The organism is Sphingobacterium sp. JUb20 (assembly GCF_004342035.1).
Taxonomy (GTDB): domain Bacteria; phylum Bacteroidota; class Bacteroidia; order Sphingobacteriales; family Sphingobacteriaceae; genus Sphingobacterium; species Sphingobacterium anhuiense.
Map to the genome: position 1 here is coordinate 426,018 of NZ_SLYV01000002.1, position 23,796 is coordinate 449,813.

Sequence of the window (23,796 nt, forward strand, 5' to 3'; positions counted from 1 at the left end):
AATAACATTTTTAATATAAATGCTTAAAATTTGTACGTCAATCCAATACCTGGTGCGTAAATATTCGTCGTATACGTTCCTGATAAATGGCTGTCTACATTATTTGCTTCGCGAGGTAATATTCTCTGGTATGCAAAAGAGCCTGTTAGATCAAACTTCTGATTCATTTTGTATGTGAAACCACCAGCAATCAGTACACGGTTGTTATCAGGAGTTTCTGGATAGACATAATCTTTACTCACAGGTGTTGCGATATAACCACCACCTATACGGAGTTGTAATTTCTCTGATGGCAAGTATTCGATACCCGCTTTAATAGAACCTGCTTTTGTATAATTCTTAGGGGAATGCGTGTCAGGAGTATTTGCACCACTATAATCAAAGTTTAGTTCTTTATAAATATCGTAATTGATCACCGTTCCATCCACAGCCATTTTCACTTTGTCACTGATCGGGAATGTTACACCAACAGCAAAAGTAGATGGTAGAGGAAGTTCGGCGCTAAATTTACTATCTGGTGGAAATGTTCCTTGCGCCGCTTCAGGTACTGTGAATTTAGCATCTCCATCTTTTAATTTCGTAACAACTTTAGATCGGTAGCTCATGGAAATGGCAAATTCTTCATTTAAGTTGTAGTGAACACCGACATTATATCCCGTTCCAGTACCGGTTCCTTTTAATTCAGCCAACCCTGATGACCCATCTTGGAAATAAACGGGAACAGCACTTTGTAAATCCACAGAACCAATGTTATACACAAAACCCCCACCGATACTGAAGTTATCCGTTAATTTGACACTGACGGTAGGTTGGATGTATATAGCGCGTAACGACAAACTAACTAAACTGTATTTACCTGTCCATTCAGTGCCCCAGTCTACGGCACCTCCATAAGGTGTATATATTCCTATACCCGCTTTCCACCACGTATTTTTAGGTCCTACTGTGGCAAAAACAGAAAAAGGTGGCGTTATCTGATTTTTAGTATGATCCACCACAGAACTTCCTGTTGCTTGAAAAGCAGATTTAAACATAACACCATTTCCGTTTACAGAAACCGCATTGTGGCTCATTTTTGAAAGTGCTCCTGGGCTATAAAAGATGGAAGATTCATCTATAAAGTAGGCAGAACCTGCACCACCCATACCGACAGATTTTGGACTCTGAAGATTGACTTGAGATCCCTGTGCTAAAAGTAAAGACGGCGATACACAAAGCAAGGTAATTAGTAACTTCTTCATATACATCAAATTTGGTTTATCGTTTGTGTTTGAATTACAATGCTAACATAGTAAATTTTTGTGGCTTTTCGATATTATTTTGGCGAAAATTGATAAATATTTATTTTGAAAGAATGTGTATTAATAAATGTGATTTTTGTAGTAAGATTAACAGGAAATCATTAAATTGCTAAAAAAAATAATTATGGCAACAGTAGCATTCAAAGGTGGAGCAGTTAATACGGTTGGAAATTTACCAGCAGTAGGAAATCAAGCTCCAGATTTTAAATTGACAGCAGGTGATTTATCTGATAAATCATTAGCAGATTATAAAGGAAAGAAAGTAGTTTTAAATATTTTCCCAAGTGTAGATACAGGTACCTGTGCAGCATCTGTTCGTGCTTTCAATAAAGCAGCGTCAGGATTAGAAAATACAGTGGTGTTATGTATTTCCAAAGATTTACCATTTGCTCAAGGACGTTTTTGTGCAGCGGAAGGTTTGAATAATGTGGTTACATTGTCGGAATATAAAGACAGTAATTTTTCAGATGCATATCAATTGCGTTTTTCCGATGGCCCTTTAGCGGGTTTATTGAGCCGTGTAGTCATTACATTGGATGAAAATGGTAAAGTTTTATATGAAGAGCAAGTTGCGGAAGTGACAGAAGAGCCAAATTACGAAGCTGCATTGGCATCTTTGAAATAAGCAGATCATAAATAAAGAATAGAGCCATCTTCTTGGAGATGGCTCTATTTTTTTTATTTAGTTTTTTCCAATGCCTGTAAGATATCCTGGATAATATCTTCCTGATCTTCTAAACCAACCGATAGACGCACACTACCCGGTTGAATACCAAGGTTTAGACGTTCATCCTCTGTTAATTTCGAATGCGTTGTAGAAGCAGGATGGGTAGCGATTGATCTTGCATCCCCTAAATTAGAAGTATATAAAATCATATTTAATTCGTCTAAGAAACGGAAAGCTCGCTCTTTTCCACCTTTAACAACAAAAGTGACAATACCACCACCGCCCTTCATCTGTTTTTTTGCAAGCTCATATTGCGGATGGGAAGGAAGAAATGGATATTTAACATCTTCAATTTCTTCGTTTGTTTCCAAAACTGTTGCTAATGCTAATGCGTTGCTGCAATGTCTATCCATACGTAAGCCCAGTGTATCTAAGCTTTTAGAGATGACCCAAGCATTAAAAGGAGATAAGGAAGGACCAGTATGGCGAATGAAAAACATTAATTTGTCAATCAATTCCTGTTTCCCTACAACTAATCCACCGAGGACACGACCCTGACCGTCCATATATTTTGTAGCAGAATGAATTGACAAATCAAAACCATACTTTAATGGTTTTTGAAGATAAGGTGTTGCAAAGCAGTTGTCAATGGCTAAAATAATATTTGGATATTTTTTCTTTAAAGAACCTAACCATTCTAGATCTACTAATTCCAGACCAGGGTTAGAAGGTGATTCCAGGAAAATAATTTTTGTATTCGGCTGAATGGCTTTTTCCCATTCTTCGGGATCGACCGCATCAACATACGTTGTTGTTACTCCCCAACGAGGGAATAGTTGCGTAAATAGTTGGTGAGTTGAACCAAAAATAGCGCGTGACGAAACGATATGGTCACCACTTTCAACAATACCTGCAAAAGAGGCAAAGACTGCTGCCATACCCGAAGAGAAGGACAGCCCAGCTTCTGCTTCCTCTAGGATACAAACTTTGTTAATAAGCTCTGAAGTATTTGGATTGGCATAGCGGGAGTATATCATTCCTTGCTCTTCATCAGCAAAAATAGCTCTTCCCTGTTCTGCGCTATCAAAGATAAAACTAGAAGTAAGATATAGGGGCACCGAATGCTCACGTGTTGCAGAACGATCGGCTTGTTCGCGGATGATTTTAGATTGATCTTTGTTCATGATGAGGTAAAGGTACAAGTTGTAAATTTTATTTTTTATATTTTATCAAATAATTTTGCGTAAAAAATAATCAGTAGAACAACTTAGGTTTTGTAAATTTATAGGATTCCAATCTCAAATAACAGCCTATCATACAGTTAAATCGGTTGCAGCGCTATTCATTCACTTTTGTCAATATTTATTGAATCTTAAATAAGTACTATTAAAAAGCTAGGATAAGTGTGGTATAGGTAGATGTGAAGCTTTAAATTTTGATAATTATCATAGTTTATGATGTATTATGAAGGTATAAAAAGAGCGGAAGTGTATGGGTACATTTCCGCTCTTTTTATTATTGCCGAATGATTTTTTATTTTTGAGGCATATGTTTCGCCATTTCATCCATAGAGAATCCTAATCCTTTAGCAACTCCTAGTCCTAAATTCATGTCGGCTCTAAACCAATGGCACAATTGACGCATAACAATTTCATCTCGTTTTGGTCCTTCAATTCCAGACATAGCACCTACTATATTTTGAATGAGATGTTCTTTCTGTTCAGCATCCAATAAACGGTATAAATCACCAGGTTGTGTATAATGATCATCCTCACCAGGAGCGTTGCGGTCATAATTATCAGCCACTAGACTATCTACTTGCAATGCAGGTTCCTTGTAGGATTGATCTTCGTAATGACCATCAAAACTATTTGGATAATAATTTGGTGCTGCCCCTTGATTCCCATTGACAGTCATCTGACCATCACGTTGATAATTATTAGTCATAAAAGGACATCTGTTCACAGGAATCTGTTCATAATTTCCCCCTAGTCGATAACGTTGAGCATCAGGGTAAGATAATATACGTCCCTGTAGCATTTTATCTGGTGAGAATCCAATTCCATCTACAATATGTGCCGGAGCAAAGGCCACTTGTTCTACATGAGCGAAGTAATTATCTGGGTTTTGATTTAATTCCATTTCACCAACCTCGATGAGAGGATATTCTTTCTGTGACCATACTTTTGTTAAGTCAAATGGATTCCAACGGAATGTTTTAGTCTCCGATTCTGTCATGACTTGGATATAAAGCTTCCATTTCGGAAAATCACCATTCGCAATTGCTGTATGTAAATCACGTTGTGCATAATCCATATCTTTAGCGCGCATTTCATCAGCTTCTGCACCTGTCAAATTTTTTATTCCTTGTTGTGTTCTGAAGTGGTATTTGATATAGACACGTTCATTTTGCGCGTTGATCATAGAGTACGTATGACTTCCATAACCGTGCATATGTCTGAATCCAAATGGCGTTCCACGATCGGACATCAAAGTCGTTACCTGGTGCAACGATTCGGGATTGAGTGACCAGAAGTCCCAGACCATGGTTGGCGATTTACAGTTTGTATGAGGATCTCTCTTTTGAGTGTGAATAAAATCAGGAAATTTTTTAGCATCCTTGATAAAGAAGACTGGCGTGTTATTACCGACCAAGTCGTAGTTTCCATCTTCGGTATAAAATTTAACAGCAAACCCACGTGGATCACGTTCGGAATCTGCCGAACCTCTTTCTCCTCCGACGGTTGAAAAGCGAATGAATAATTTTGTTTGCTTTCCAATGCCGTTAAAGAGTTTTGCTCTTGTGTATTTCGAAATATCATTGGTTACGGTGAAAGTACCATAGGCGCCAGAACCCTTAGCATGTACAATACGTTCCGGAATACGTTCTCGGTTGAAATGAGCCAGTTTTTCATGGAGGAAATAATCTTGTAATAGCACCGGACCTCTTGGGCCTATTGTCATCGTATCTTCGTAGTTTACAACAGGAGCACCCGATGCTGTTGTAATTTTTTTGTTTCTATTGTCTTCCATTTTTAAAAATTTATGAGTTTTCCCCTATTGTTCTACAACAAATTTAAATGAAATGAATGAGCTTATCTTATTGATAATCTTGATGCCTTATCAAGATTAGTGATGACTATTTTGTATATGTAATATAAATATAATCAATCGATTGCTTGAGGAAAATGATTTTGTTAGATTTTTAATACCCTAAAATTAAACTATATTTAAAACTTAAAACCTTTATCTAATTATATGTTTACTTTTCTATTCTCTAGTCTTCTCTGGGTAAATGGTAGTTTTTTGCTATCTGAACCGGTAAATCCACCAAAACCTTATGGAGCACTTCCTTCCGAACGGCAGTTGAAATGGCATGAAATGGATATGTATTGTTTAATACATTATACACCAACTACCTTCCAAAATAAGGAGTGGGGATATGGTGATGCAGATCCTGCCATCTTTAATCCTTCGAATTTTGATGCCAATCAAATTGCTAAGGCAGCGGCTTCTGGGGGCTTTAAAGGGCTCATCTCTGTTGCAAAACATCATGATGGCTTTTGTTTATGGCCTACGGCAACGACAACATATAGTGTAACGTCATCTCCTTGGAAACAAGGAAAAGGGGATATGGTTAAAGATTTCATGACTGCGACGCATGCAAACAACATGAAATTTGGTGTTTATCTTTCTGCCTGGGATCGAAACGATACCAGATACGGGACAGTTGCCTATGCAGATGCATACCGGGCACAATTGACCGAGTTAATGTCCAATTATGGTGAATTGTTTACTTCTTGGCATGATGGCGCCAATGGTGGAGATGGTTATTATGGTGGTTTAAAAGAGAAAAGGACGATCGACCGCAATACCTATTATGCGTGGGAGGAGAAAACTTGGCCAATCGTTCGTAAACTTCAACCGATGGCCATGATTTTTAGTGATGTCGGTCCAGATATGCGTTGGGTAGGAAATGAAAGTGGATTTGCGGGAGAAACCTCATGGGCTACTTTTACGCCGGAAGGCCTAGATGGGAAAAAAGCAGTTCCTGGATTGGTAAATGAAAAAACACTGACTTCAGGAGTCAGAAATGGGAAATACTGGATTCCTGCGGAATGTGATGTACCACAACGACCAGGGTGGTTTTATCATGCCGAGCAGAATGCGAAAGTAAAAACACCAACTGAACTGTTTGAGATCTATCTGAAATCTGTAGGTCGTGGTGCAAATATGAATCTTGGATTGGCACCGATGCCATCAGGACAACTGCATGAAAATGATGTGAAATCACTTGAAGCTTTCGGAAGAAAGGTGAAAAAAACGTTTGAAAATAATTTAGCAAAAGATGCGCAGATTACGGCAACAACTACTCGCGATCATGAAACTGGAGAATACGGGACGAAATATATTATCGATAATGACCGCTATAGCTATTGGGCAACCAATGATGATGAGCATCAAGCTGCTCTGGAAATTAAATTGAAATCAGCGCAAACATTTGATATTATCCAGATCAGAGAAAATATTAAATTAGGACAACGTCTGGATAGTGTTTTAGTTGAGCAGAAAGTGAATGGGCAATGGACCTTGCTCACTAAAGCTACCAGTATCGGAGCAAATCGATTAATGAAACTGGCGAAGCCCATTACAACGGATGAACTACGAATTCAATTATTTGCACCTGTAGCGATTACAGTAAGCGATTTTGGTTTATTTAAAGAATTTGATGAACCTTTTGAATTTGAGGATACTGGATTCAAAAAATTAAGTGCAAGGCAGTTTACGGCAGCAGCTTTTACGGAATCGGCAAAAGCAATAGATAATAATGCGGAAACTTTTGCAACAGTCACTGCTTATGAAAAAGGATTTGTTTTTGAATTGAAAGAAGCGATTAACGGTTTTGGATACTTACCTCGTCAAGATGGTAAAACAATCGGTACAGCTACGAAGTACAAAATTTACAGCAGTCAAAATAAACAGCAATGGGAACTTTTGAAGGAAGGTGAATTTTCAAATATCAAAGCAAATCCGATTTTACAGCAAATCATTTTTGACGATGTTGTAAAAGTAAAATACATCAAATTTGTTCCAACGGAAACGTTAACCAAAAATGTATTCACAGTAGCATCCTTTGAATTATATTCTAAGTAAGAAATGAAAGGTATAACAAAATCAACATTATTTGCGCTTGCAGCCATCACTTGCTTGCAGGCGCAAGCGCAAAAAAGAGACGCTTTAACCATGTGGTATGACAAACCTGCCAACCGCTGGGAAGAAACGCTTCCTTTAGGCAATGGGTTAATCGGAATGATGCCTGATGGGGGTATTCAGTCTGAATCATTGGTATTAAATGAAATTTCCATGTGGTCGGGTTCTGCCGAAGACCCTAATAATTATAACGCATATAAGAGTGTCAGTGAAATTCAGAAGTTATTGATAGCTGGAAAGAACAAAGAAGCAGAAGAACTGGTCAATAAGAATTTTGTCTGTAATGGCCAAGGATCTGCTTTCGGAACCGGAGCCAATGCACCTTTTGGTTGTTATCAGAATTTTGGATTTCTAAAATTCAATTTTAAACTAAGTGCTGAAGGTGTTTCAAATTATGAAAGATCCTTAAATATTGGAAATGCAACCGCGCAGACTTCTTTTACTGTAGGAGGAGTGGATTATAAGAGGACTTATTATACTTCTTTTGATCAAAATGTAGGTGTTGTACACTTAACTGCTTCAAAGAAAAAAAATATCAGTTTTGCTATTGCCTTAGAAAGAACTGAAAATATTGATTCTTATCAAGTTCAAAATGGGGAGATTATTTTGCAGGGTTCTTTGCCAGACGGTAAAGGTGGCAAAAACTTACAGTTTGCGAGTAAAGTGAAGATTAGATTTAAGGGCGGAAAACTAACGGATGATGGTAAGCAATTGATCTTGACAGGTGCCGACGAAGCTACTGTTCTTTTTGCAGCGAGTACGAATTACTATGGAACTGATCCACAACAGGTGATCAGCCAGAATATCGCTACTGCTGAAAAAATAGCACAAGAAAAGCTCTATAGCAATCATAAAAAAGCATTTGCAAACAAATTTGATCGTGTTGCTTTAACCATCGCAGATGATCAGACTAAGGTGAATATTCCGACTGGAAAACGTTTACAGCAATTTTTTGAAAATCCAGCCTTAGATAATGGATTGGCCGCATTATATTTTCAATTTGGCCGCTACTTGAGTATTTCAAGCACAGCTCCCGAACACAAGAATGCATTACCTCCAAATTTGCAGGGATTATGGGCACATCAGATTCAAACACCTTGGAATGGGGATTATCACTTAAACATCAATGCACAAATGAATCACTGGGGAGTGGAAGTAAGTAATCTATCTGAATACCATACCCCTTTTATTGCCCTGATCAAGCGTATTGCAAAGACAGGTGAAAAAACGGCTAAAGCTTATTACAATGCGCCAGGATGGGTCGTTTATATGATGACAAATGTTTGGGGTTTCTCAGCACCCGGAGAAAATGCATCTTGGGGGGCGAGTACAGCTTCAGGATGGTTATGTAATCACCTGTGGGAGCATTATCAATTTACTCAGGATAAAGCCTATTTAAAAGAAGTTTATCCTGTATTAAAAGGAGCAGCAGAGTTTTACGATTATATTTTAGTTAAGGATCCTAAGACCGGCTGGTTGGTTACTTCACCTTCAGTTTCTCCAGAAAATGGATTTCGTCTTCCAAATGGTGAAGTCGCTTCAGTAGTGATGGGACCTACGATTGATAATCAAATTGTTAGAGAACTTTATGGGAACTTGATTCAGGCGGATAGTCTTCTGCAATTAAACGATCCTTTTATTCAAAAGTTAAAAGATAAGTTGACACAGATTCCACCAGCAGTAGTGGTAAGTAAAAGCGGCCGTGTGCAAGAATGGTTGGAAGATTATACTGAAATAGAACCAAAACATAGACACGTTTCACATTTATATGGATTATATCCGGCTCATTTCATCTCACCACAACAAAATAAAGAGTGGGCAGAGGCCGCGCGTAAAACATTAGAAGTAAGAGGAGATGAGGGTACAGGCTGGTCTCGGGCATGGAAGATTCTTTTCTGGGCAAGGTTGCAAGATGGTGACCATTCTTTAGAAATTTTAAGACAATTGCTCAAACCAGCTTTTGTGAATGAAACGACCTACCAAGGAGTCGAAGCAGGTACTTACCCTAATCTATTCTGTGCACATCCGCCATTTCAGATAGATGGTAATTTTGGCGGTTCTGCTGGAATTGCGGAAATGCTTCTTCAAAGCCATTCCGGATTTATTCACCTACTGCCGGCATTGCCAAAAGCATGGAAAGATGGCGCCGTAAAAGGATTGAAAGCTAGAGGAAATTATACGGTTGATATGACTTGGAAGAATGGGCAGATCATCGATTATAAAATAACGGGACCAAATAAAACTGTTGTTAAAGTATTAAATGGATCGACATACGAAAATTATAAAATAAAATAATTTATAAATAAAATTCTGTAAATTGGTTGTAAATTCATGATGAGTTTACAACCAATTTTTTTATGAACCAACCACTTTACTATTGTCTGATATGTTTCGTCTTTTTTATAAGTTCATGTCAGTCCAATCCAGAAAAAAAGCAGGATAAAAAAGGAACACCAATTGTCTATAAAATTACGGGGTCTTTAAATCCCGAAGTAAATGGTACCGTTTATTTGCAAGATCACGATAATTCCATGCAGCAGTTTCGTCGAGCTAAAGTAGAACAAGGCAAGTTCGTTTTAGAAGGCGAGTTGGTCATTGATGCATTTTATGATCTGATCATCAGGTCCGATTCGGGAGCTGTGAAATCCTTTAATTATAGCACGCCCCTTTATGTGGAAGCTGATGCTGATTATGATGTTGCTATCAAGGAAAAAGGCGATCATTTTAGTCTTGAGGTAAAAACAAATTCATTGACGACAAATGAACTGATAGCATTCAATAAAAACAAAGAAAAAGTACAGCACGAATTAGATGAACAGCTTGCCAAATACAGCGACGAAACTGCTGCTTTGAATGCTAAACTCATGACCTTTAGCAGAGGACAAGAGTCTGTCTATAATCAAACCATAGATAGACTTGAAGAAATAACAAAACAGTCGAATGAAATTCGGGCCAGCAAAGATGATAAAAGATTTTACGAAGAATATGTTTTGAATAGCAAACAAAAAGCATCATTTCTGATTCCCTATTCCTTTAAGTACATCAGCCTGAATAAGGAGAATTATAAAGATTATGATCAAATTTTAGCACATTTAGATCCTGCGATTCAGAAACACCCACTTGTTAAAGCAGCTGTTGCAAAAGTAGATGAAGTCAAGAATTATTATGATAATATGCCTGTTTTTCCGGCTATTACTTCTCGTAATCTAAAAGGTGATTCTTTGAAGTTTGACCAGCTAGTAGATAAGAAAATGATAATTGTTGCGATTTGGTCAAGTAAAGGCAAAAATTCAAAAATGGATTTACCGGTTTTAGTACGCAAAGAAGCCGAATTGAAAAAAATGGGTGTTGAAGTTGTGTATTTGACCGATGATGAAGATTATGAACGTTGGAGGGCAAGCAATCGACAAATCGGATTAGGAATGAACAGTTATTTGTTAAACGTAACCGATCGTGATTTTATCGAAAATAGCTATAATGTTATTGGAACCCCAAGGTATTTATGGCTGGATCCAAAATCAAGAACTGTTATTGAATTGGCAGGTGCAGATCCAACGTTACCAGATTTTATTAAAAATGTCAAGAATAAATTATAATACAATTTACGTTTATTGTCCGCTATAATGTTTAAATTTGAATAATTAAACAATATCTGTTTTTTTTGTAGCTATTTGTAAGAATGAAAATTGTTCAGTTTACCGTTCCTGTTCCCAATCAAGGTTCCGTTTGTGTACAAGAAGATCTGTTGGTTGAATTTTACAGCAACTATCATCGACATAAAGAAATCCAACTGACATACATTCTAAAGGGGGAAGGTACTTTTTTGATTGGCAATTTTACACATCAATTCAAACAAGATGAAATTTATATTGTAGATGCCGATGAACCGCATATGTTTCAACGATCTGAGCTAGTTCCTGATCCTGATTTAAAAGAGCAGATCCATGCGATTCATATATTCTTTGATTACGCCCGGTTTAAAGATTTCTTACAATTGCCGGAATTGACAGAAGTCCGTTCATTTCTAGAAAATATTAATGTAAGTAAAAAACTGGACGCTGCTTCAAATCCAGGGATCAAACGTAAGTTTTTACAGATTAATGAGACGGATGGGTTAGATCGTTTAACGGCATTTATGGGGCTTGTCGATTATTTAGCTGAAAAAGTAGATCTATGGACTTCACTTTATACAGGGATTCCTCAAAAAAAGTATTCTGACGCAGAAGGGATTCGCATTAATGATATTTTTCAGTATACATTTAAGCATTTTGAGAAAAAGATAGCCTTGGAAGATATCGCGGCAATTGCCCACATGACACCGCATGCTTTCTGTAAATACTTTAAAAAACACACCCGAAAAACTTATATTACTTTCCTCAATGAAATTCGCATTGAGCAAGCTTGTAAAATGCTGATACATGGTCTTTCTGAGAATGTATCGGATATCGCTTTTAAAACCGGCTTTAATAATGTGGTGAATTTTAATCGTGTATTTAAAAAAATCACGAAGGTATCTCCCAGTGAATACCTGATGCAGCACAAAATTAAAGACATGAACTAATACCTAATCAATACCTATCGTAATGAATATCAGATTACAGCATTTCCTTTTTAGTTTTATATTTTTATTTCTCCTGTTTCCCAATTGTTTTGCACAGCGTTATGCGATCGATACGTTGCAATATCAAGGTACTGATCAAAAGGTTGTTAATCTTGTGATCCTGGGCGACGGTTACACACAGGCGCAGTTGCTGGATTTTGAAGAAGATGCTAAACGTTTCACTGCTTACTTTTTTCAAACAGAGCCCTTTCGTCAGTACAGTAATTACTTTAATGTATTTGCGATTAAAACACCGTCTCTAGAATCTGGAGCTGTACATGCTTGTGCTGCCAGTGACTGTGTACACGGCAATACGGATTTGAGTCAATATCCAGCCCGCTTTAATAAGTTTACAAAAAAATATCCAGTTCCTATTGCATCACCTAATACCATCTTTGGAAGCAGTTTCGATAACGGAGGACTGCACCGGCTGGTGGTACCACAAAAGTATCAGGTTATAGAGCAGGTATTAAAGGAGCATATTCCCAATTATACACAAGTTGTGATTTTGGTAAATTCTCCCTTTTACGGTGGTTCAGGTGGTAAGTATGCGACAGCAACCGTTAACTTTATGAGTAATGATATTGCTGTTCATGAGATCGGTCATTCTTTCTCTATTTTAGCCGACGAATATTGGGCAGGTAATCAATATGCAATTGAAGGTCCTAATCGTAGTCAGGAGTCTGATCCGACAAAGGTTCCATGGAAGCATTGGGTCGGGACACAAGGTGTTGGTGTATATTCTTACGGAGGATCAGGATCAAAGTCGACTTGGTTTAGACCGCATGAATTTTGTAAAATGCAATACTTGGTGGCTCCTTTTTGTGCTGTTTGTCAAGAAGTTTTTGTAGAGACCATACATCATAAGACAAATCCAATTCTAGCTACCCTGCCAGTCGCGAGTAAACCCCTAGATGCAGATAGCATGTCTGTTTTCTCTTTAAAATTGTTAAAACCATCCCCCAATACACTTGAAGTGAAATGGTATCTTAATAATCGGTTAATTGATCAAAATATTGACTCTATTTATTTGAATATGGGTATGCTTGAAGTGGGGGTAAATGAATTAAAAGCGATTGTGAAAGATACAACTTCATTAGTTCGTATCCATTCTCATCAACAGCATGTTTATGAAACGGTATGGTCTATTAACAATAAAATGGACCGCGCACTCGCAATGCCAGTTTCAAATTGGGGCGATACGCTCGAGACCTGTTATAATGGCGGACAGGTACTATCCATAAAACATGCAAGTCGTGGATTGACTTACAATTGGTATAGCGAACATCAATTAACAGTTCCTTTCGCTACTGGAACGAATGTGAGTGTCAATAATATCCATGAATCTACTGTTTATTTCGTGGAAAGTATGTGGCAGGGCAAAAAATCTGAAAAAAAGAGAATATTAGTTAAAGTTTTTGATAAAGTTGAAAAGCCAAAAGGTGCGAAAGTACGATTCGATAAGAAGTTGAATAAAATTCGTGTTACTTTGAACGAAAAGATTGATGATCGTTACAATTACTTGTGGTGTAACGAAAATGGTACATTATTATATGAATGGGATGAGTTTAATGGCGAATATGTTTCTCCAAAAGGAAATAACAATGAATTACTGTTAAATAAATCGAATTCAAATTCAAAAATATATGTGCTAAAAGTTAATAAAACAACAACGTGCCGTAGTGAAAAGTTAGAGATTTTAATTTCAAAGTTTTAATACTTTACTTAAGTAGGTATCTTTAAGGTTATTTATATATTATAAACCATAGATATTTTATGAAAAAGAATGTTAAATTTAATTTTAACATATTTTCTCTCGTATTCATCTTTTTATTAGCCGTTGCTTCATCATGTCAAAAGAACAAGAAAATTTCAGATGAATTAGACGAAAATGTGTTCTCAGTAAAGTTCAAAATTAAAGATTTTGAAAGTATTGTATCGCCGCTTCAAAAGGCAAATGGCACTAGGAAATTAGTTTCTTCAAAAGCTTCTGTTAATTCTAAGGAAGAAACTTTATTTAAATGGGACTTCGATCTTGGAAATGCAGATCCTATTATTGCATTTAATCCGTTACCTGTTATTGATTATAATAATGGGAAAGTTGATTACGGTTTTACCGCAGGATGGCCTACTACAGGCAAATCAATTAGTTTTAGAGGGGTGGAGTCAATCCTTTTTAAACTTCCCGTACAGCAGATCGAATTGCTCAGTAATCTGAGTCTAGATGTGAATAGTTCTGGGACAGGTCCACGTGCCTTATTGATCGATTATTCGACCGATAGGGGTTCAAACTTTTCGAAATTGTCGGATACGATTCACTATCCACTGGATTTAACAAGCACCGGTATATCAAAGCTCCCAATCTCTCAATCTCTGAATGCGATACCGGTTATGGGTAAAGAGGCCGTTTGGATACGTATACGTTTGTATTCCGGTAAACGCCCGCCTGGAAGCATTTATAATCCGACCAGCAGTACATTTAAACTTGATAATGTTTTGATTACTGGAGTTGTGAACGATACAGCATTACAAAACAAATTATATTATCATATTTATAATGCTTCAGGTAATGAACTGGTCAAACAGGGCGGTATCTCAGCAGCGGAAACTTTTGCGGTTGATCTGCCATTGGGGACATATTATTTGAGTGTACTGACAAAAAATTCCAATAGTCCTATCGTGTTTGCTAATAGTACCAATCGCAATGGATTTTATATCAGTAATTCATTTATGGAGAAGGAAGCCGAGATTTATGCCGTTCGAGATACCTTTGAGGTTAAACAGTCTATAGAAAGGACATTGCTATTAAAACGTTTATACAGTGAGGTGAAAGTAGAGTTTACCGATATAGTTGATTTAAGTCATATTGATAGTATCCGAATACAGCAAAAGCATCCCAGCTTTTATTATTATCCCTTTAGTAACAGCAGCAACAGTCAGTTGGATGCGACTTTCTTGAAGATCGAACCCAATTTTACAGAGAATAATAAAAGTTTCTTTTTTAATCAATTTATGGGGTTTCATGATACAAATAAAACCATCAAGTATGAACTCACCGTTTACGAAAAGGGATCTGTTATTCGATCATTTGAATTAAAAAGTGAAGTTAAGAATAATATGCAGGTTCTTTTTAAGGGTTTATTATTAGAAGAAATCAATCCTGGACAAGGATTTATAATACGGAAGAATGAAAAATGGGATGGAAACGTCGATGTTGATTTTTAAAGTTAAACATCGACAACCTACGTTATTTAATTAAATTTCGAAACAAAAAAAGAGCTTGCTGTTCAACAGCAAGCTCTTTTTTTATTTATTTAAGAGATTACAATACTTTTTTCAAAAGTGTGTTCCAACCAACTAGATCAGCAACAAATTTCTCTAAGTCTGCAATTGCTACACGTTCCTGTTGCATGGAGTCACGGTGACGGATCGTAACCATATTGTCTTCTAATGACTGATGGTCTACTGTGATACAGATTGGCGTACCGATTGCATCTTGACGACGGTATCGTTTACCAATTGAATCTTTTTCATCATACTGTACATTGTAATCCAATTTTAATACAGCCATAATCTCACGTGCTTTTTCTGGAAGACCATCTTTTTTTGTTAAAGGTAAGATGGCCGCTTTAACAGGTGCAATTGCAGGAGGGAATTTCAATACGACACGTGAATCTTGCTTTTCAGGTGTTGAAAGATCTTCTTGAACCAATGAATTACATAGAACTGTTAAGAACAGACGATCTAAACCGATAGAAGTTTCGACTACGTAAGGGATATAGTTCTGATTGATCTCTGTATCAAAATATTGCATTTTTTTACCAGAGAATTCTTGGTGTTGTTTTAAATCAAAATCAGTTCTGGAGTGGATACCTTCAACCTCTTTAAATCCAAATGGGAAATTGAATTCAATATCTACTGCCGCATTCGCATAATGAGCTAATTTATCGTGATTGTGGTAACGGTAGTTATCAGGGTTGAAACCTAAAGCTAAATGCCATTTAAGACGGGTTTCTTTCCATTTATTGTACCATTCCATTTCTGTACCTGGGCGAACAAAAAATTGTAATTCCATTTGTTCAAATTCACGCATACGCATAATGAATTGACGAGCAATAACTTCGTTACGGAATGCTTTACCAATTTGAGCAATTCCGAAAGGAATTTTCATGCGGCCAGTTTTTTGAACATTTAAGAAGTTAACAAAAATACCTTGAGCAGTTTCGGGACGTAAGTATACTTGTTCAGCACCATCTGCCATAGCACCCATTTGGGTAGCAAACATCAAGTTGAACTGACGTACATCAGTCCAGTTTTTAGTTCCAGAAACAGGACAAACGATATTGTGATCTTCAATAATAGTTTTTAAACCAGCAAGATCATCAGCATTCAAGGCAACGTTCAATGCTTCTAATAGCGCAGCCGCTTTATCAGTTTTACCATCTGCTTCGTAACGCGCTATTTTATCTTCGATCAATTGATCGGCACGGTAACGTTTCTTAGAATCTTTGTTGTCGATCATGGGATCATTAAACCCGTCCACGTGGCCTGAAGCTTTCCAGGTCGTTGGGTGCATAAAGATCGCAGCATCGATACCGACAATGTTTTCATGCAATTGCACCATGGATTTCCACCAATAGGTCTTTAAATTATTTTTTAATTCAGAACCTAATTGACCGTAATCATAGACAGCACTTAAGCCATCATATATTTCACTTGATTGGAATACAAAACCATATTCCTTTGAGTGGGATACTATACTTTTAAAGAAGTCGTCTGTTTGTTTGCTCATAAGTAGCAAATATAAATATTAGTATTTAGATTTTAGATAGTCGTACTTAGATAATGATAATCGTGTGCAGGCCATGTATATAAATGCAAGTCCGCTAACTCTTTTATCATGATTCTAGTACTGTTAAGTATTATTTTATAAGATCGCGAATTTGTTGAGACGCATTCTTATTGTCCACCTTTTTAATGATGTGAGCAATATTTCCTTGTTCATCAATAACAAATGTTGTGCGTGCAGTTCCCATATACTTTTTACCGTACATGTTTTTTTCTACCCAAACACCATAATCATTGACAATTTTCTGATCTTCATCAACCAGTAATTGGAAGGGAAGTTCATGTTTGTTGATGAACTTTTGATGAGAAGCTTCTCCATCGATACTTACCCCGACAATTTCAAATCCATCTTTCTTTAAGGATTGGTAATTATCTCTAAAATTGCAAGCCTCTGTTGTGCAACCTGGTGTATTATCTTTTGGGTAGAAATATAAAATCACCTTCGTTCCAATAAAATCTGACAAAGAAATACTTTCTCCATTTTGGTTCTTAGCCGTTATTGCAGGCGCTTTCTGTCCTATTTCTAATGTAGCCATATGTGTTATTAATTAATCTAATGAACAAGATACTGATTATCTGGTGAAACTTGCTTCATAAACTCTGACATTATCTTTCCAGTCTTTTACCTCGAGCTTAAAGCTATGTTTTCCGGATCCTAAAGTGGATTCGAAGTTATGCCAGATATGACGATTTTTTGGGTCATATTTCATCAGCACCCATTCGCCATCAATATATGCATTAAATGACTGTATACCGGATAGGTTGTCTGAAATGGTAAAGTCAATTTGCTTTTGTGCACCGACATTTTTATTGTTAACGAGATTGCGGGCTGTGATGGTTGGAGCTATCGTATCAACGGCTACATAGAAGTCACCAAAACTGCGTACCGATGCTGTTATTAAACCATTTTCATATTTTCCACCCTGTGCACCACCATCTGTTGAAACGAGAAGAGCCTTACTGTACAGTTCTTTCGTCAGGTCGGCAGTTGGCCTAATACTTAATGTGTAAGAGCCAAATACAGGCGTAAATTTATTATGGACGCGATGTAATTGAGAATAACCGTTGGCTGGTTTTTGACCTTCACTATAAGTAAAGTTTAAATTGTCATATAGCGTATTTTTGGGTATGGTTACTTTAACATTGTCTGCTTGGTAAATGTTGTCCAGTAGGAAGTTGAAGTATTTACCAGCGTTTGACGGATTGTTTTTGACTACATAGTTTGCATTTCGTTGCACTTCGAAATTTATTTCTGTGGCATTGCCCTGAACATCTTTGACAACATAACGAACCTGATGTACTTTATCATCTTTAAGTTCCATAACACCGCTGTTGTCCAATTGTGCATAGATATCGATTGGATTTCCGGGTTGCTTAAAACTCTTTTGTACACGTACATTTGATTTTTTCCAATAAGGATAATCGATATAGGAATGGATAGCACGGGTCTTATCAAAAGGAATAGCTTCGAAGAGTACTGTACTGATATTTTTATTATCTAAAAATAATTCTATTGAATATACACCGTAAGTAAAGGAGATTCCTTTACGTCTATCTACGGTATTGATACCTAAACCAAATTTACCATTAACAGGAATCGGTAAACTACCGGCAAGACTATAATTTCCATTGGCCAATGCTTTTACCGTCTGATGCCTACGGGGTGTATTTTCATCGAAAATTGGATTGTCCAGATCATACAGCGTTACACCTCGTATGATAGGTTTAATACCATCTGGAAATGTAAGTCCAAAAAGCTGTGTGTTGAAAGGAAGCTGCTGTTTTGTATCGCGAATTTCAAAATGAAGATGTGGACCTGCAGATCCTCCTGTATTTCCTGAGTTTGCCAGAAGTTGTCCTTTCTTCAAATTGAACTGACCAGGTTTTAGAAATAGGTCGACGTCAAAACGTTTTTGTTTATACTGCTCTGCTTTTATAAAAGCATTGAGCTCATTATTGAAGCTTTCTAAATGTAGGTATACAGAAGTATAACCATTGGGATGATCGAGGTAAATGGAATTCCCTCCACCACCGATCTGTACACGGATACGCGAAACAAAACCGTCTGCAACGGCATATACAGGTATGTTTATTTTTTGTTGCGTCCGATAGTCGTCACCGCCATGGAAATGTGTTGCTCTCAATTCTCCGAATGAACCCGAGGCTTGCGGAGCAATATCCATAGGCGGTCTAAAATAATTTTGAGGGTATTGACGATGTTTGATGATATCCTGTGCATGGAGTGTGTTGGAAACAAGCGCAAACATCCCGATTATTGCTATTAATTTTTTCATAGACCTTACTTTATGGTGCAACTAAACATTTGTTTCTCACCAATAAAACCAACTAAAGTATCACCGATTACAACGGGACCAACTCCTGCAGGAGTACCTGTGTAAATAAGATCTCCCTTTCGTAAAGTAATGAACTTGGAGATATAAACGATCAAATCGTCATAAGAAAAAATCATATCTTTTGTATTTCCCTGTTGTACGGTTTCTTTGTTTTTCAATAGGGAAAAATCAAGATTTTTAAGATCATCAATCTCTTCCTTTGGAATTAATGGACTGATGACTGCTGAGCCATCAAAAGATTTTGCTAACTCCCAGGGAAGACCCTTCTCTTTGTGTTTTTGTTGTATGTCTCGCGCTGTGAAGTCAATACCGAGTCCGATGGCATCAAAATATGTGTTTGCGAATTTTTGGCTTACATGTTTTCCTTCTTTACAGATGCGTAATACGATTTCCGCTTCGTAGTGAATATCGTTCGAAAACTGTGGATAATAAAAGTCTTTGTTATCCTTCAATAAAGCGGTGTCGGGTTTCATGAATACAACGGGCTCTTGTGGGATAGGGTTGTTCAGTTCTTTAGCGTGGTCGACATAGTTACGGCCTATAGCAATGACTTTCATCTTGATCTTTCTTAAAGTAAAGCACCTGGATATATGCGTTGATGGTGCGGAATGTACAAACTTAGCAAATGTAGAAAGTAATTCAAATTGATTCGGATCAAATTGGGAAAGTGTTATAATTTAATAGGGTATTAAAAGGGAGTTAATAGGGGGATAATAGGGGGGTAATAGGGGTATGGCCCTACTAACTCCCTATTAAAACTGACTAAAGAATGTTTTATACCTAAATTAATGTATAATTTTGTATATATTTGGTATTGAGGAGTGTAAGAGGATTTGAAAACCAAATAACTATTTAAACCAATGGCAATTCAAGAGAACGGTCCTAATGGACCTTTTAAAGGTAAAGTAGGTTCAGTATATGGCTATAAGCTCAATGGTCAAAATATTATAAGAGGTGCTCGAAATAAAAATAGAAAGCCTCCAACCGAAGCTATGTTAATGAATCAGCAGAAGATGAAGGTTGCGAATAATTTTATTGTATCTGTAAAAGCTTTAATGCAGTATGGCTATCGTCATCTAGCTCCAAAGGGAAGTATAGTCGGACCATTTCAGACAGCGCAACAACATATCTTAAAGGACACGATGGAGCTGGATGCTGATTGCCAATATTATGTTAATGTTGAAAAAGTTTTTGTATTTAGAGGTCCGCTTTCTCCTCCGAAAGGTTGTTCTGTTGAAAGGCATGGCAAAATGTTGCATATGAAATGGATCTTTAATACCGATTATAAGGATAAAATGTACAAAATGAGCTTCGCATTATTTAACACAAAAGAATTTATGCAACTTGACATCGGTGTCGCTGAGGTTAATCAAGGCTCTTGTACAGTACCATTAATTGGATCTTTTGACGAGAAAACTCCCATTCACGTATATTTTGGAATATGGGATTCGTACCTTGATTTAAATTCCGATTCGGTGTATTGCGGTATAGTTGAGTAGGAATTGCTCTTTGGTTTGACTATTTTTAAAACATGAAAGATTTAAAAGCCGTATTTTTTGATTTTGATGGGACCTTGGTGGATTCTGAACGTTTTTATTTTGAAGCATGGAAGCCAATTCTTAAGTATCATTTTTCAATTGATTTAGATTTTGAGACTTGGATTCAACATTTTGCAGGACATACTTTAGCGCGTAATCTATTGACGATGAAAGAGCTCTGGGACGTAGAGGTAAAGGAAGAATTTATGTGGAAAACCACCAGGGAAAATTATGCGCAACAAGATATGCTGAGTATACCCCTAATGCCCCATGCAAGAGAATTGATTCATTTTTTGGTTGAACAGGATATTCAGATCGGATTAGTGACTTCTAATTTTAGGCCAACTGTAGATCGCATGTTGACACATTATGATTTACATGAGCATTTTTCCTGGTTTGTAACACGTGAAGATGATGTTAATCCAAAACCTAATCCATCTTGTTATGAAAAAGCATTACAGTTATCGGGCTTTAGTAGGGAAGAGGTCGTTGCTATAGAAGATACTGCAACAGGAGCGAGAGCGGCAATCGATGCCGGATTGAAGTGCATTGCTGTCACCAAACAAAAAGCTGAGCGTGATCGTCTGGATTTTGCAACCTATCTTTTTTCAGACTTAAAAGAGGTTAATGCTATCCTGAGGTAGCTTTTTGCATTTTTGTTACAAAAAATTAATCGTTTTAGCTTTGTTATTTTTAATATTATCTTTAATATTACAGCAGTAAGAACACCTTATTATGATGAATCGAAGAACCCTTGTTAAGCAATTGTTTATTATTGCGGGAGGAATTGCTCTATTGCCATCCTGCCTTCGTGAACAAGGAGGGGCATCTATTGTGCTCCAAAATATTAAGTTATCTGCAACAGATGAAGATTTCCTAGCAAAATTAGCTGAAATACTGATCCCTAAGACCGACTCGCCTGGTGGATTAGAGCTGAACTTACATCTGTTTGTAATGAAAATGGTTGATGATTGTGAAAGTCCAGAAAACCAAAAGGTATTTGTAAAGGGCATGCAGGTATTAAAGGACAATTCCGAATCGCAGACTCCAGAGGAGCTTTTAACCTCGATAACAACTTTGGAGGGTCAAAAGGAGGGAGATGAAGTTGCTTTTTTTAAGATATTCAAAAATCGGGCTATTCAAGGATATTTAAATTCTGAATACGTGATGAAAAACAAGTTGATATACAAATTGATTCCTGGGCCTTATCAAGCCGCGGTAAAATTGAAAGCGTAAATGGCAAATATTAATATAGACAGTCAAAAAGATAGAACCTACGATGCAATTGTGATTGGATCGGGGATTAGCGGTGGTTGGTCTGCGAAAGAATTGTGTGAAAAGGGATTAAAAACTTTGGTATTGGAGCGTGGCCGTGATGTCAAGCATATCAAAGATTATCCGACAACCAATATGAATCCCTGGGAATTTGAACATCGTAATGAGATGCCTTATGCGATCAAAAAGGAGAATCCGATCGTTAGTAAATGTTATGCTTTTCATGAAGATGCTGCTCATTTTTTTGTAAAAGATAAAGAGCATCCTTATGTGCAAGACAAACCTTTTGATTGGATTCGTGGTTACCAGGTAGGTGGCAAATCGTTGTTATGGGCAAGACAGACACAGCGTTGGTCAGACTTTGATTTTGAAGGCCCAGCCCGCGATGGTTTTGCTGTTGATTGGCCGATTCGATATGCCGATTTAAAGCCATGGTACGATTACGTTGAGAAATTTGCTGGGATTGCAGGAGATAAGGATGGATTACCGGAATTGCCTGATGGCGAATTTTTACCGGGCTATCCACTTAATATGGTTGAAAAATATTTCAAACAATCCGTTGCATCCAAATATCCTGAGCGGAAAGTAATTTCGGCACGGTGTGCACATCTTTCGAAGCCTAATCAGATTCATTTTGATCAGGGACGTGTGCAGTGCCAAAACCGTACATTATGTCAGCGTGGCTGTCCTTTTGGAGGCTACTTTAGTTCCAATGCGGTGACATTGCCATGGGCAGCAAAAACGGGTAATATGACCTTGCGTCCTTTTTCAGTTGTACATTCTATTTTATATGATGAGCAAAAAGGGAAAGCTGTTGGCGTTCGTGTTATAGACACCAATACGAAGGAAGAAATCGATTTCTATGCGCGCGTTATTTTTGTTAATGCGGCAGCAATTAATACAAATTTGATTTTATTGAATTCTAAATCAAATCGTTTCCCGAATGGATTGGGTAATGACTCTGGTGTATTGGGCAAATATGTTGCTTTCCATAATTATAGTGCCCGGATTTATGCGGAGTATGAAGGATTGCAGGACTATACAACGGAAGGACGAAATCCTGCGGGCGGTGGTTATATTCCACGGTTTAGAAACTTGCATAAGCAGGAAACAGATTATCTCCGCGGATATGCCGCAGGTTTTGGAGCATATCGGGGTAAAGACAGTGACCGAAGCGGAGCAGGTGAATCGTTAAAAAATAACTTACTGAATCCAAAGCTTGGAAATTGGCAGGTTGGCTCTCACATGATGGGCGAAACTATACCAAAAGAGTCTGGACAGGTAACCTTGGATACAAAGAAAATGGATGATTGGGGAATTCCTCTACTCCATATTGCTGTCGATTATGATGATAACGATGCAAAGATGAAGAAGGATTATCTCGATACAATGGAGGATATGTTCCAGACTGCTGGGTTTAAAAATATCCGACGTGATGACGGTAGCCAGGCTCCAGGTCTTGATATTCATGAGATGGGTGGAGCACGAATGGGATTGGATCCTAAAACATCGATGCTGAATAAATGGAATCAAGTTCATTCTGTACCCAATGTATTTGTTACAGACGGTGCAGCAATGACTTCAACTTCTACACAAAATCCTTCTCTAACATATATGGCTTTTTCGGCCCGTGCGGTGGATTATGCTGTAAATGAGATGAAAAAAGGAAATATATAAAAAATTTTAAAGATTAAGTTTTTTGAAAAAAAAACTTAATCTTTAAAATTAAAGCACTAATTTAAACCAATCTTAATTATCACAAATTAAGATAAACCAAACCAAATATCTTCACATCCGGTTTATGATACGGCTTAAGGAATGATATTTACAATTTATTTGCTAAAACGATTAAACAAATTATGATATGATGACCAATTTATGTTCGATACTAAAATGAAAAACTGAATACCCTTTTATCCATTATAATTAACAAACTGAAGTAATAATTTTGTCTGAGTGTCTTTGAAAGGGAATTCTAGTACAATAAATTTTTACTCTAAAT

General features: G+C 37.1%; 18 protein-coding genes. 11 read left to right on the forward strand and 7 right to left on the reverse strand.

From position 1 onward, the window contains the following. Positions 1-23 precede the first annotated feature (23 nt). Positions 24-1,241: an OmpP1/FadL family transporter gene (locus tag EDF66_RS05030; RefSeq protein WP_132841032.1), complete on the reverse strand. Its 1,218-nt coding sequence runs from the start codon at positions 1,239-1,241 to the stop codon at positions 24-26. Between the two features lie 184 nt (positions 1,242-1,425). Between EDF66_RS05030 and tpx the strand changes: the two genes are divergently transcribed. Then, on the forward strand, positions 1,426-1,926 hold the full coding sequence (gene tpx / locus EDF66_RS05035) for a thiol peroxidase (RefSeq protein WP_132769257.1): 501 nt from the start codon (positions 1,426-1,428) through the stop codon (positions 1,924-1,926). 53 nt (positions 1,927-1,979) lie between these two features. On the opposite strand, the gene EDF66_RS05040 is transcribed toward tpx, so the two are convergent. Both EDF66_RS05040 and EDF66_RS05045 read right to left on the reverse strand, forming a co-directional pair. Next, positions 1,980-3,152, reverse strand: coding sequence for a trans-sulfuration enzyme family protein (locus tag EDF66_RS05040; RefSeq protein WP_132841034.1), 1,173 nt, complete (start codon positions 3,150-3,152; stop codon positions 1,980-1,982). Between the two features lie 349 nt (positions 3,153-3,501). Beyond that, positions 3,502-5,001, reverse strand: coding sequence for a catalase (locus tag EDF66_RS05045; protein ID WP_132841036.1), 1,500 nt, complete (start codon positions 4,999-5,001; stop codon positions 3,502-3,504). Positions 5,002-5,226: 225 nt separating this feature from the next. Between EDF66_RS05045 and EDF66_RS05050 the strand changes: the two genes are divergently transcribed. The 6 genes from EDF66_RS05050 to EDF66_RS05075 all read left to right on the forward strand — a co-directional run bounded on the left by EDF66_RS05050 (position 5,227) and on the right by EDF66_RS05075 (position 15,004). Beyond that, a complete protein-coding gene (locus EDF66_RS05050; protein ID WP_132841037.1) occupies positions 5,227-7,122 on the forward strand; it encodes an alpha-L-fucosidase in 1,896 nt (631 codons plus the stop codon). Positions 7,123-7,125: 3 nt separating this feature from the next. Further along, on the forward strand, positions 7,126-9,474 hold the full coding sequence (locus EDF66_RS05055; RefSeq protein ID WP_132841039.1) for a glycosyl hydrolase family 95 catalytic domain-containing protein: 2,349 nt from the start codon (positions 7,126-7,128) through the stop codon (positions 9,472-9,474). 62 nt (positions 9,475-9,536) lie between these two features. Further along, positions 9,537-10,775, forward strand: coding sequence for a hypothetical protein (locus EDF66_RS05060; protein WP_132841041.1), 1,239 nt, complete (start codon positions 9,537-9,539; stop codon positions 10,773-10,775). A gap of 83 nt (positions 10,776-10,858) precedes the next feature. Beyond that, on the forward strand, positions 10,859-11,740 hold the full coding sequence (locus EDF66_RS05065; protein ID WP_132769247.1) for an AraC family transcriptional regulator: 882 nt from the start codon (positions 10,859-10,861) through the stop codon (positions 11,738-11,740). Positions 11,741-11,762: 22 nt separating this feature from the next. After that, on the forward strand, positions 11,763-13,496 hold the full coding sequence (locus tag EDF66_RS05070; RefSeq protein WP_132841043.1) for a M64 family metallopeptidase: 1,734 nt from the start codon (positions 11,763-11,765) through the stop codon (positions 13,494-13,496). Between the two features lie 59 nt (positions 13,497-13,555). Continuing rightward, positions 13,556-15,004: a hypothetical protein gene (locus tag EDF66_RS05075; RefSeq protein WP_132841044.1), complete on the forward strand. Its 1,449-nt coding sequence runs from the start codon at positions 13,556-13,558 to the stop codon at positions 15,002-15,004. A 97-nt stretch (positions 15,005-15,101) separates the two neighbouring features. Here EDF66_RS05075 and EDF66_RS05080 read toward each other — a convergent pair whose 3' ends face one another. From EDF66_RS05080 to EDF66_RS05095, 4 genes are all read right to left on the reverse strand, one after another. Next, a complete protein-coding gene (locus tag EDF66_RS05080; protein WP_132841046.1) occupies positions 15,102-16,571 on the reverse strand; it encodes a glycine--tRNA ligase in 1,470 nt (489 codons plus the stop codon). 130 nt (positions 16,572-16,701) lie between these two features. After that, positions 16,702-17,163 carry a thioredoxin-dependent thiol peroxidase gene (gene bcp, locus EDF66_RS05085; RefSeq protein WP_132841048.1) on the reverse strand — a complete coding sequence of 154 codons (462 nt, stop codon included), beginning with the start codon at positions 17,161-17,163 and terminating at the stop codon, positions 16,702-16,704. 36 nt (positions 17,164-17,199) lie between these two features. After that, positions 17,200-18,921: a M23 family metallopeptidase gene (locus tag EDF66_RS05090; RefSeq protein WP_132841049.1), complete on the reverse strand. Its 1,722-nt coding sequence runs from the start codon at positions 18,919-18,921 to the stop codon at positions 17,200-17,202. Positions 18,922-18,926: 5 nt separating this feature from the next. Then, a complete protein-coding gene (locus EDF66_RS05095) occupies positions 18,927-19,538 on the reverse strand; it encodes a fumarylacetoacetate hydrolase family protein (protein WP_132841051.1) in 612 nt (203 codons plus the stop codon). 303 nt (positions 19,539-19,841) lie between these two features. Between EDF66_RS05095 and EDF66_RS05100 the strand changes: the two genes are divergently transcribed. From EDF66_RS05100 to EDF66_RS05115, 4 genes are all read left to right on the forward strand, one after another. Continuing rightward, on the forward strand, positions 19,842-20,480 hold the full coding sequence (locus tag EDF66_RS05100) for a DUF6266 family protein (protein WP_132841052.1): 639 nt from the start codon (positions 19,842-19,844) through the stop codon (positions 20,478-20,480). 32 nt (positions 20,481-20,512) lie between these two features. Further along, entirely contained in the window at positions 20,513-21,163 is a 651-nt protein-coding gene (locus tag EDF66_RS05105; RefSeq protein ID WP_132841054.1) for an HAD family hydrolase, read from the forward strand. Between the two features lie 91 nt (positions 21,164-21,254). Next, a complete protein-coding gene (locus EDF66_RS05110) occupies positions 21,255-21,755 on the forward strand; it encodes a gluconate 2-dehydrogenase subunit 3 family protein (RefSeq protein WP_243655994.1) in 501 nt (166 codons plus the stop codon). Next, positions 21,756-23,471 carry a GMC oxidoreductase gene (locus tag EDF66_RS05115; protein ID WP_132841055.1) on the forward strand — a complete coding sequence of 572 codons (1,716 nt, stop codon included), beginning with the start codon at positions 21,756-21,758 and terminating at the stop codon, positions 23,469-23,471. The last annotated feature ends 325 nt before the right edge of the window (positions 23,472-23,796 follow it).

Bases quoted from the DNA above. Each gene is read 5' to 3' on its own strand.
- EDF66_RS05030 (WP_132841032.1), bottom strand. From the start codon at position 1,241: ATGAAGAAGTTACTAATTACCTTGCTTTGTGTATCGCCGTCTTTACTT.
- tpx (WP_132769257.1), top strand. From the start codon at position 1,426: ATGGCAACAGTAGCATTCAAAGGTGGAGCAGTTAATACGGTTGGAAAT.
- EDF66_RS05040 (WP_132841034.1), bottom strand. From the start codon at position 3,152: ATGAACAAAGATCAATCTAAAATCATCCGCGAACAAGCCGATCGTTCT.
- EDF66_RS05045 (WP_132841036.1), bottom strand. From the start codon at position 5,001: ATGGAAGACAATAGAAACAAAAAAATTACAACAGCATCGGGTGCTCCT.
- EDF66_RS05050 (WP_132841037.1), top strand. From the start codon at position 5,227: ATGTTTACTTTTCTATTCTCTAGTCTTCTCTGGGTAAATGGTAGTTTT.
- EDF66_RS05055 (WP_132841039.1), top strand. From the start codon at position 7,126: ATGAAAGGTATAACAAAATCAACATTATTTGCGCTTGCAGCCATCACT.
- EDF66_RS05060 (WP_132841041.1), top strand. From the start codon at position 9,537: ATGAACCAACCACTTTACTATTGTCTGATATGTTTCGTCTTTTTTATA.
- EDF66_RS05065 (WP_132769247.1), top strand. From the start codon at position 10,859: ATGAAAATTGTTCAGTTTACCGTTCCTGTTCCCAATCAAGGTTCCGTT.
- EDF66_RS05070 (WP_132841043.1), top strand. From the start codon at position 11,763: ATGAATATCAGATTACAGCATTTCCTTTTTAGTTTTATATTTTTATTT.
- EDF66_RS05075 (WP_132841044.1), top strand. From the start codon at position 13,556: ATGAAAAAGAATGTTAAATTTAATTTTAACATATTTTCTCTCGTATTC.
- EDF66_RS05080 (WP_132841046.1), bottom strand. From the start codon at position 16,571: ATGAGCAAACAAACAGACGACTTCTTTAAAAGTATAGTATCCCACTCA.
- bcp (WP_132841048.1), bottom strand. From the start codon at position 17,163: ATGGCTACATTAGAAATAGGACAGAAAGCGCCTGCAATAACGGCTAAG.
- EDF66_RS05090 (WP_132841049.1), bottom strand. From the start codon at position 18,921: ATGAAAAAATTAATAGCAATAATCGGGATGTTTGCGCTTGTTTCCAAC.
- EDF66_RS05095 (WP_132841051.1), bottom strand. From the start codon at position 19,538: ATGAAAGTCATTGCTATAGGCCGTAACTATGTCGACCACGCTAAAGAA.
- EDF66_RS05100 (WP_132841052.1), top strand. From the start codon at position 19,842: ATGGCAATTCAAGAGAACGGTCCTAATGGACCTTTTAAAGGTAAAGTA.
- EDF66_RS05105 (WP_132841054.1), top strand. From the start codon at position 20,513: ATGAAAGATTTAAAAGCCGTATTTTTTGATTTTGATGGGACCTTGGTG.
- EDF66_RS05110 (WP_243655994.1), top strand. From the start codon at position 21,255: ATGATGAATCGAAGAACCCTTGTTAAGCAATTGTTTATTATTGCGGGA.
- EDF66_RS05115 (WP_132841055.1), top strand. From the start codon at position 21,756: ATGGCAAATATTAATATAGACAGTCAAAAAGATAGAACCTACGATGCA.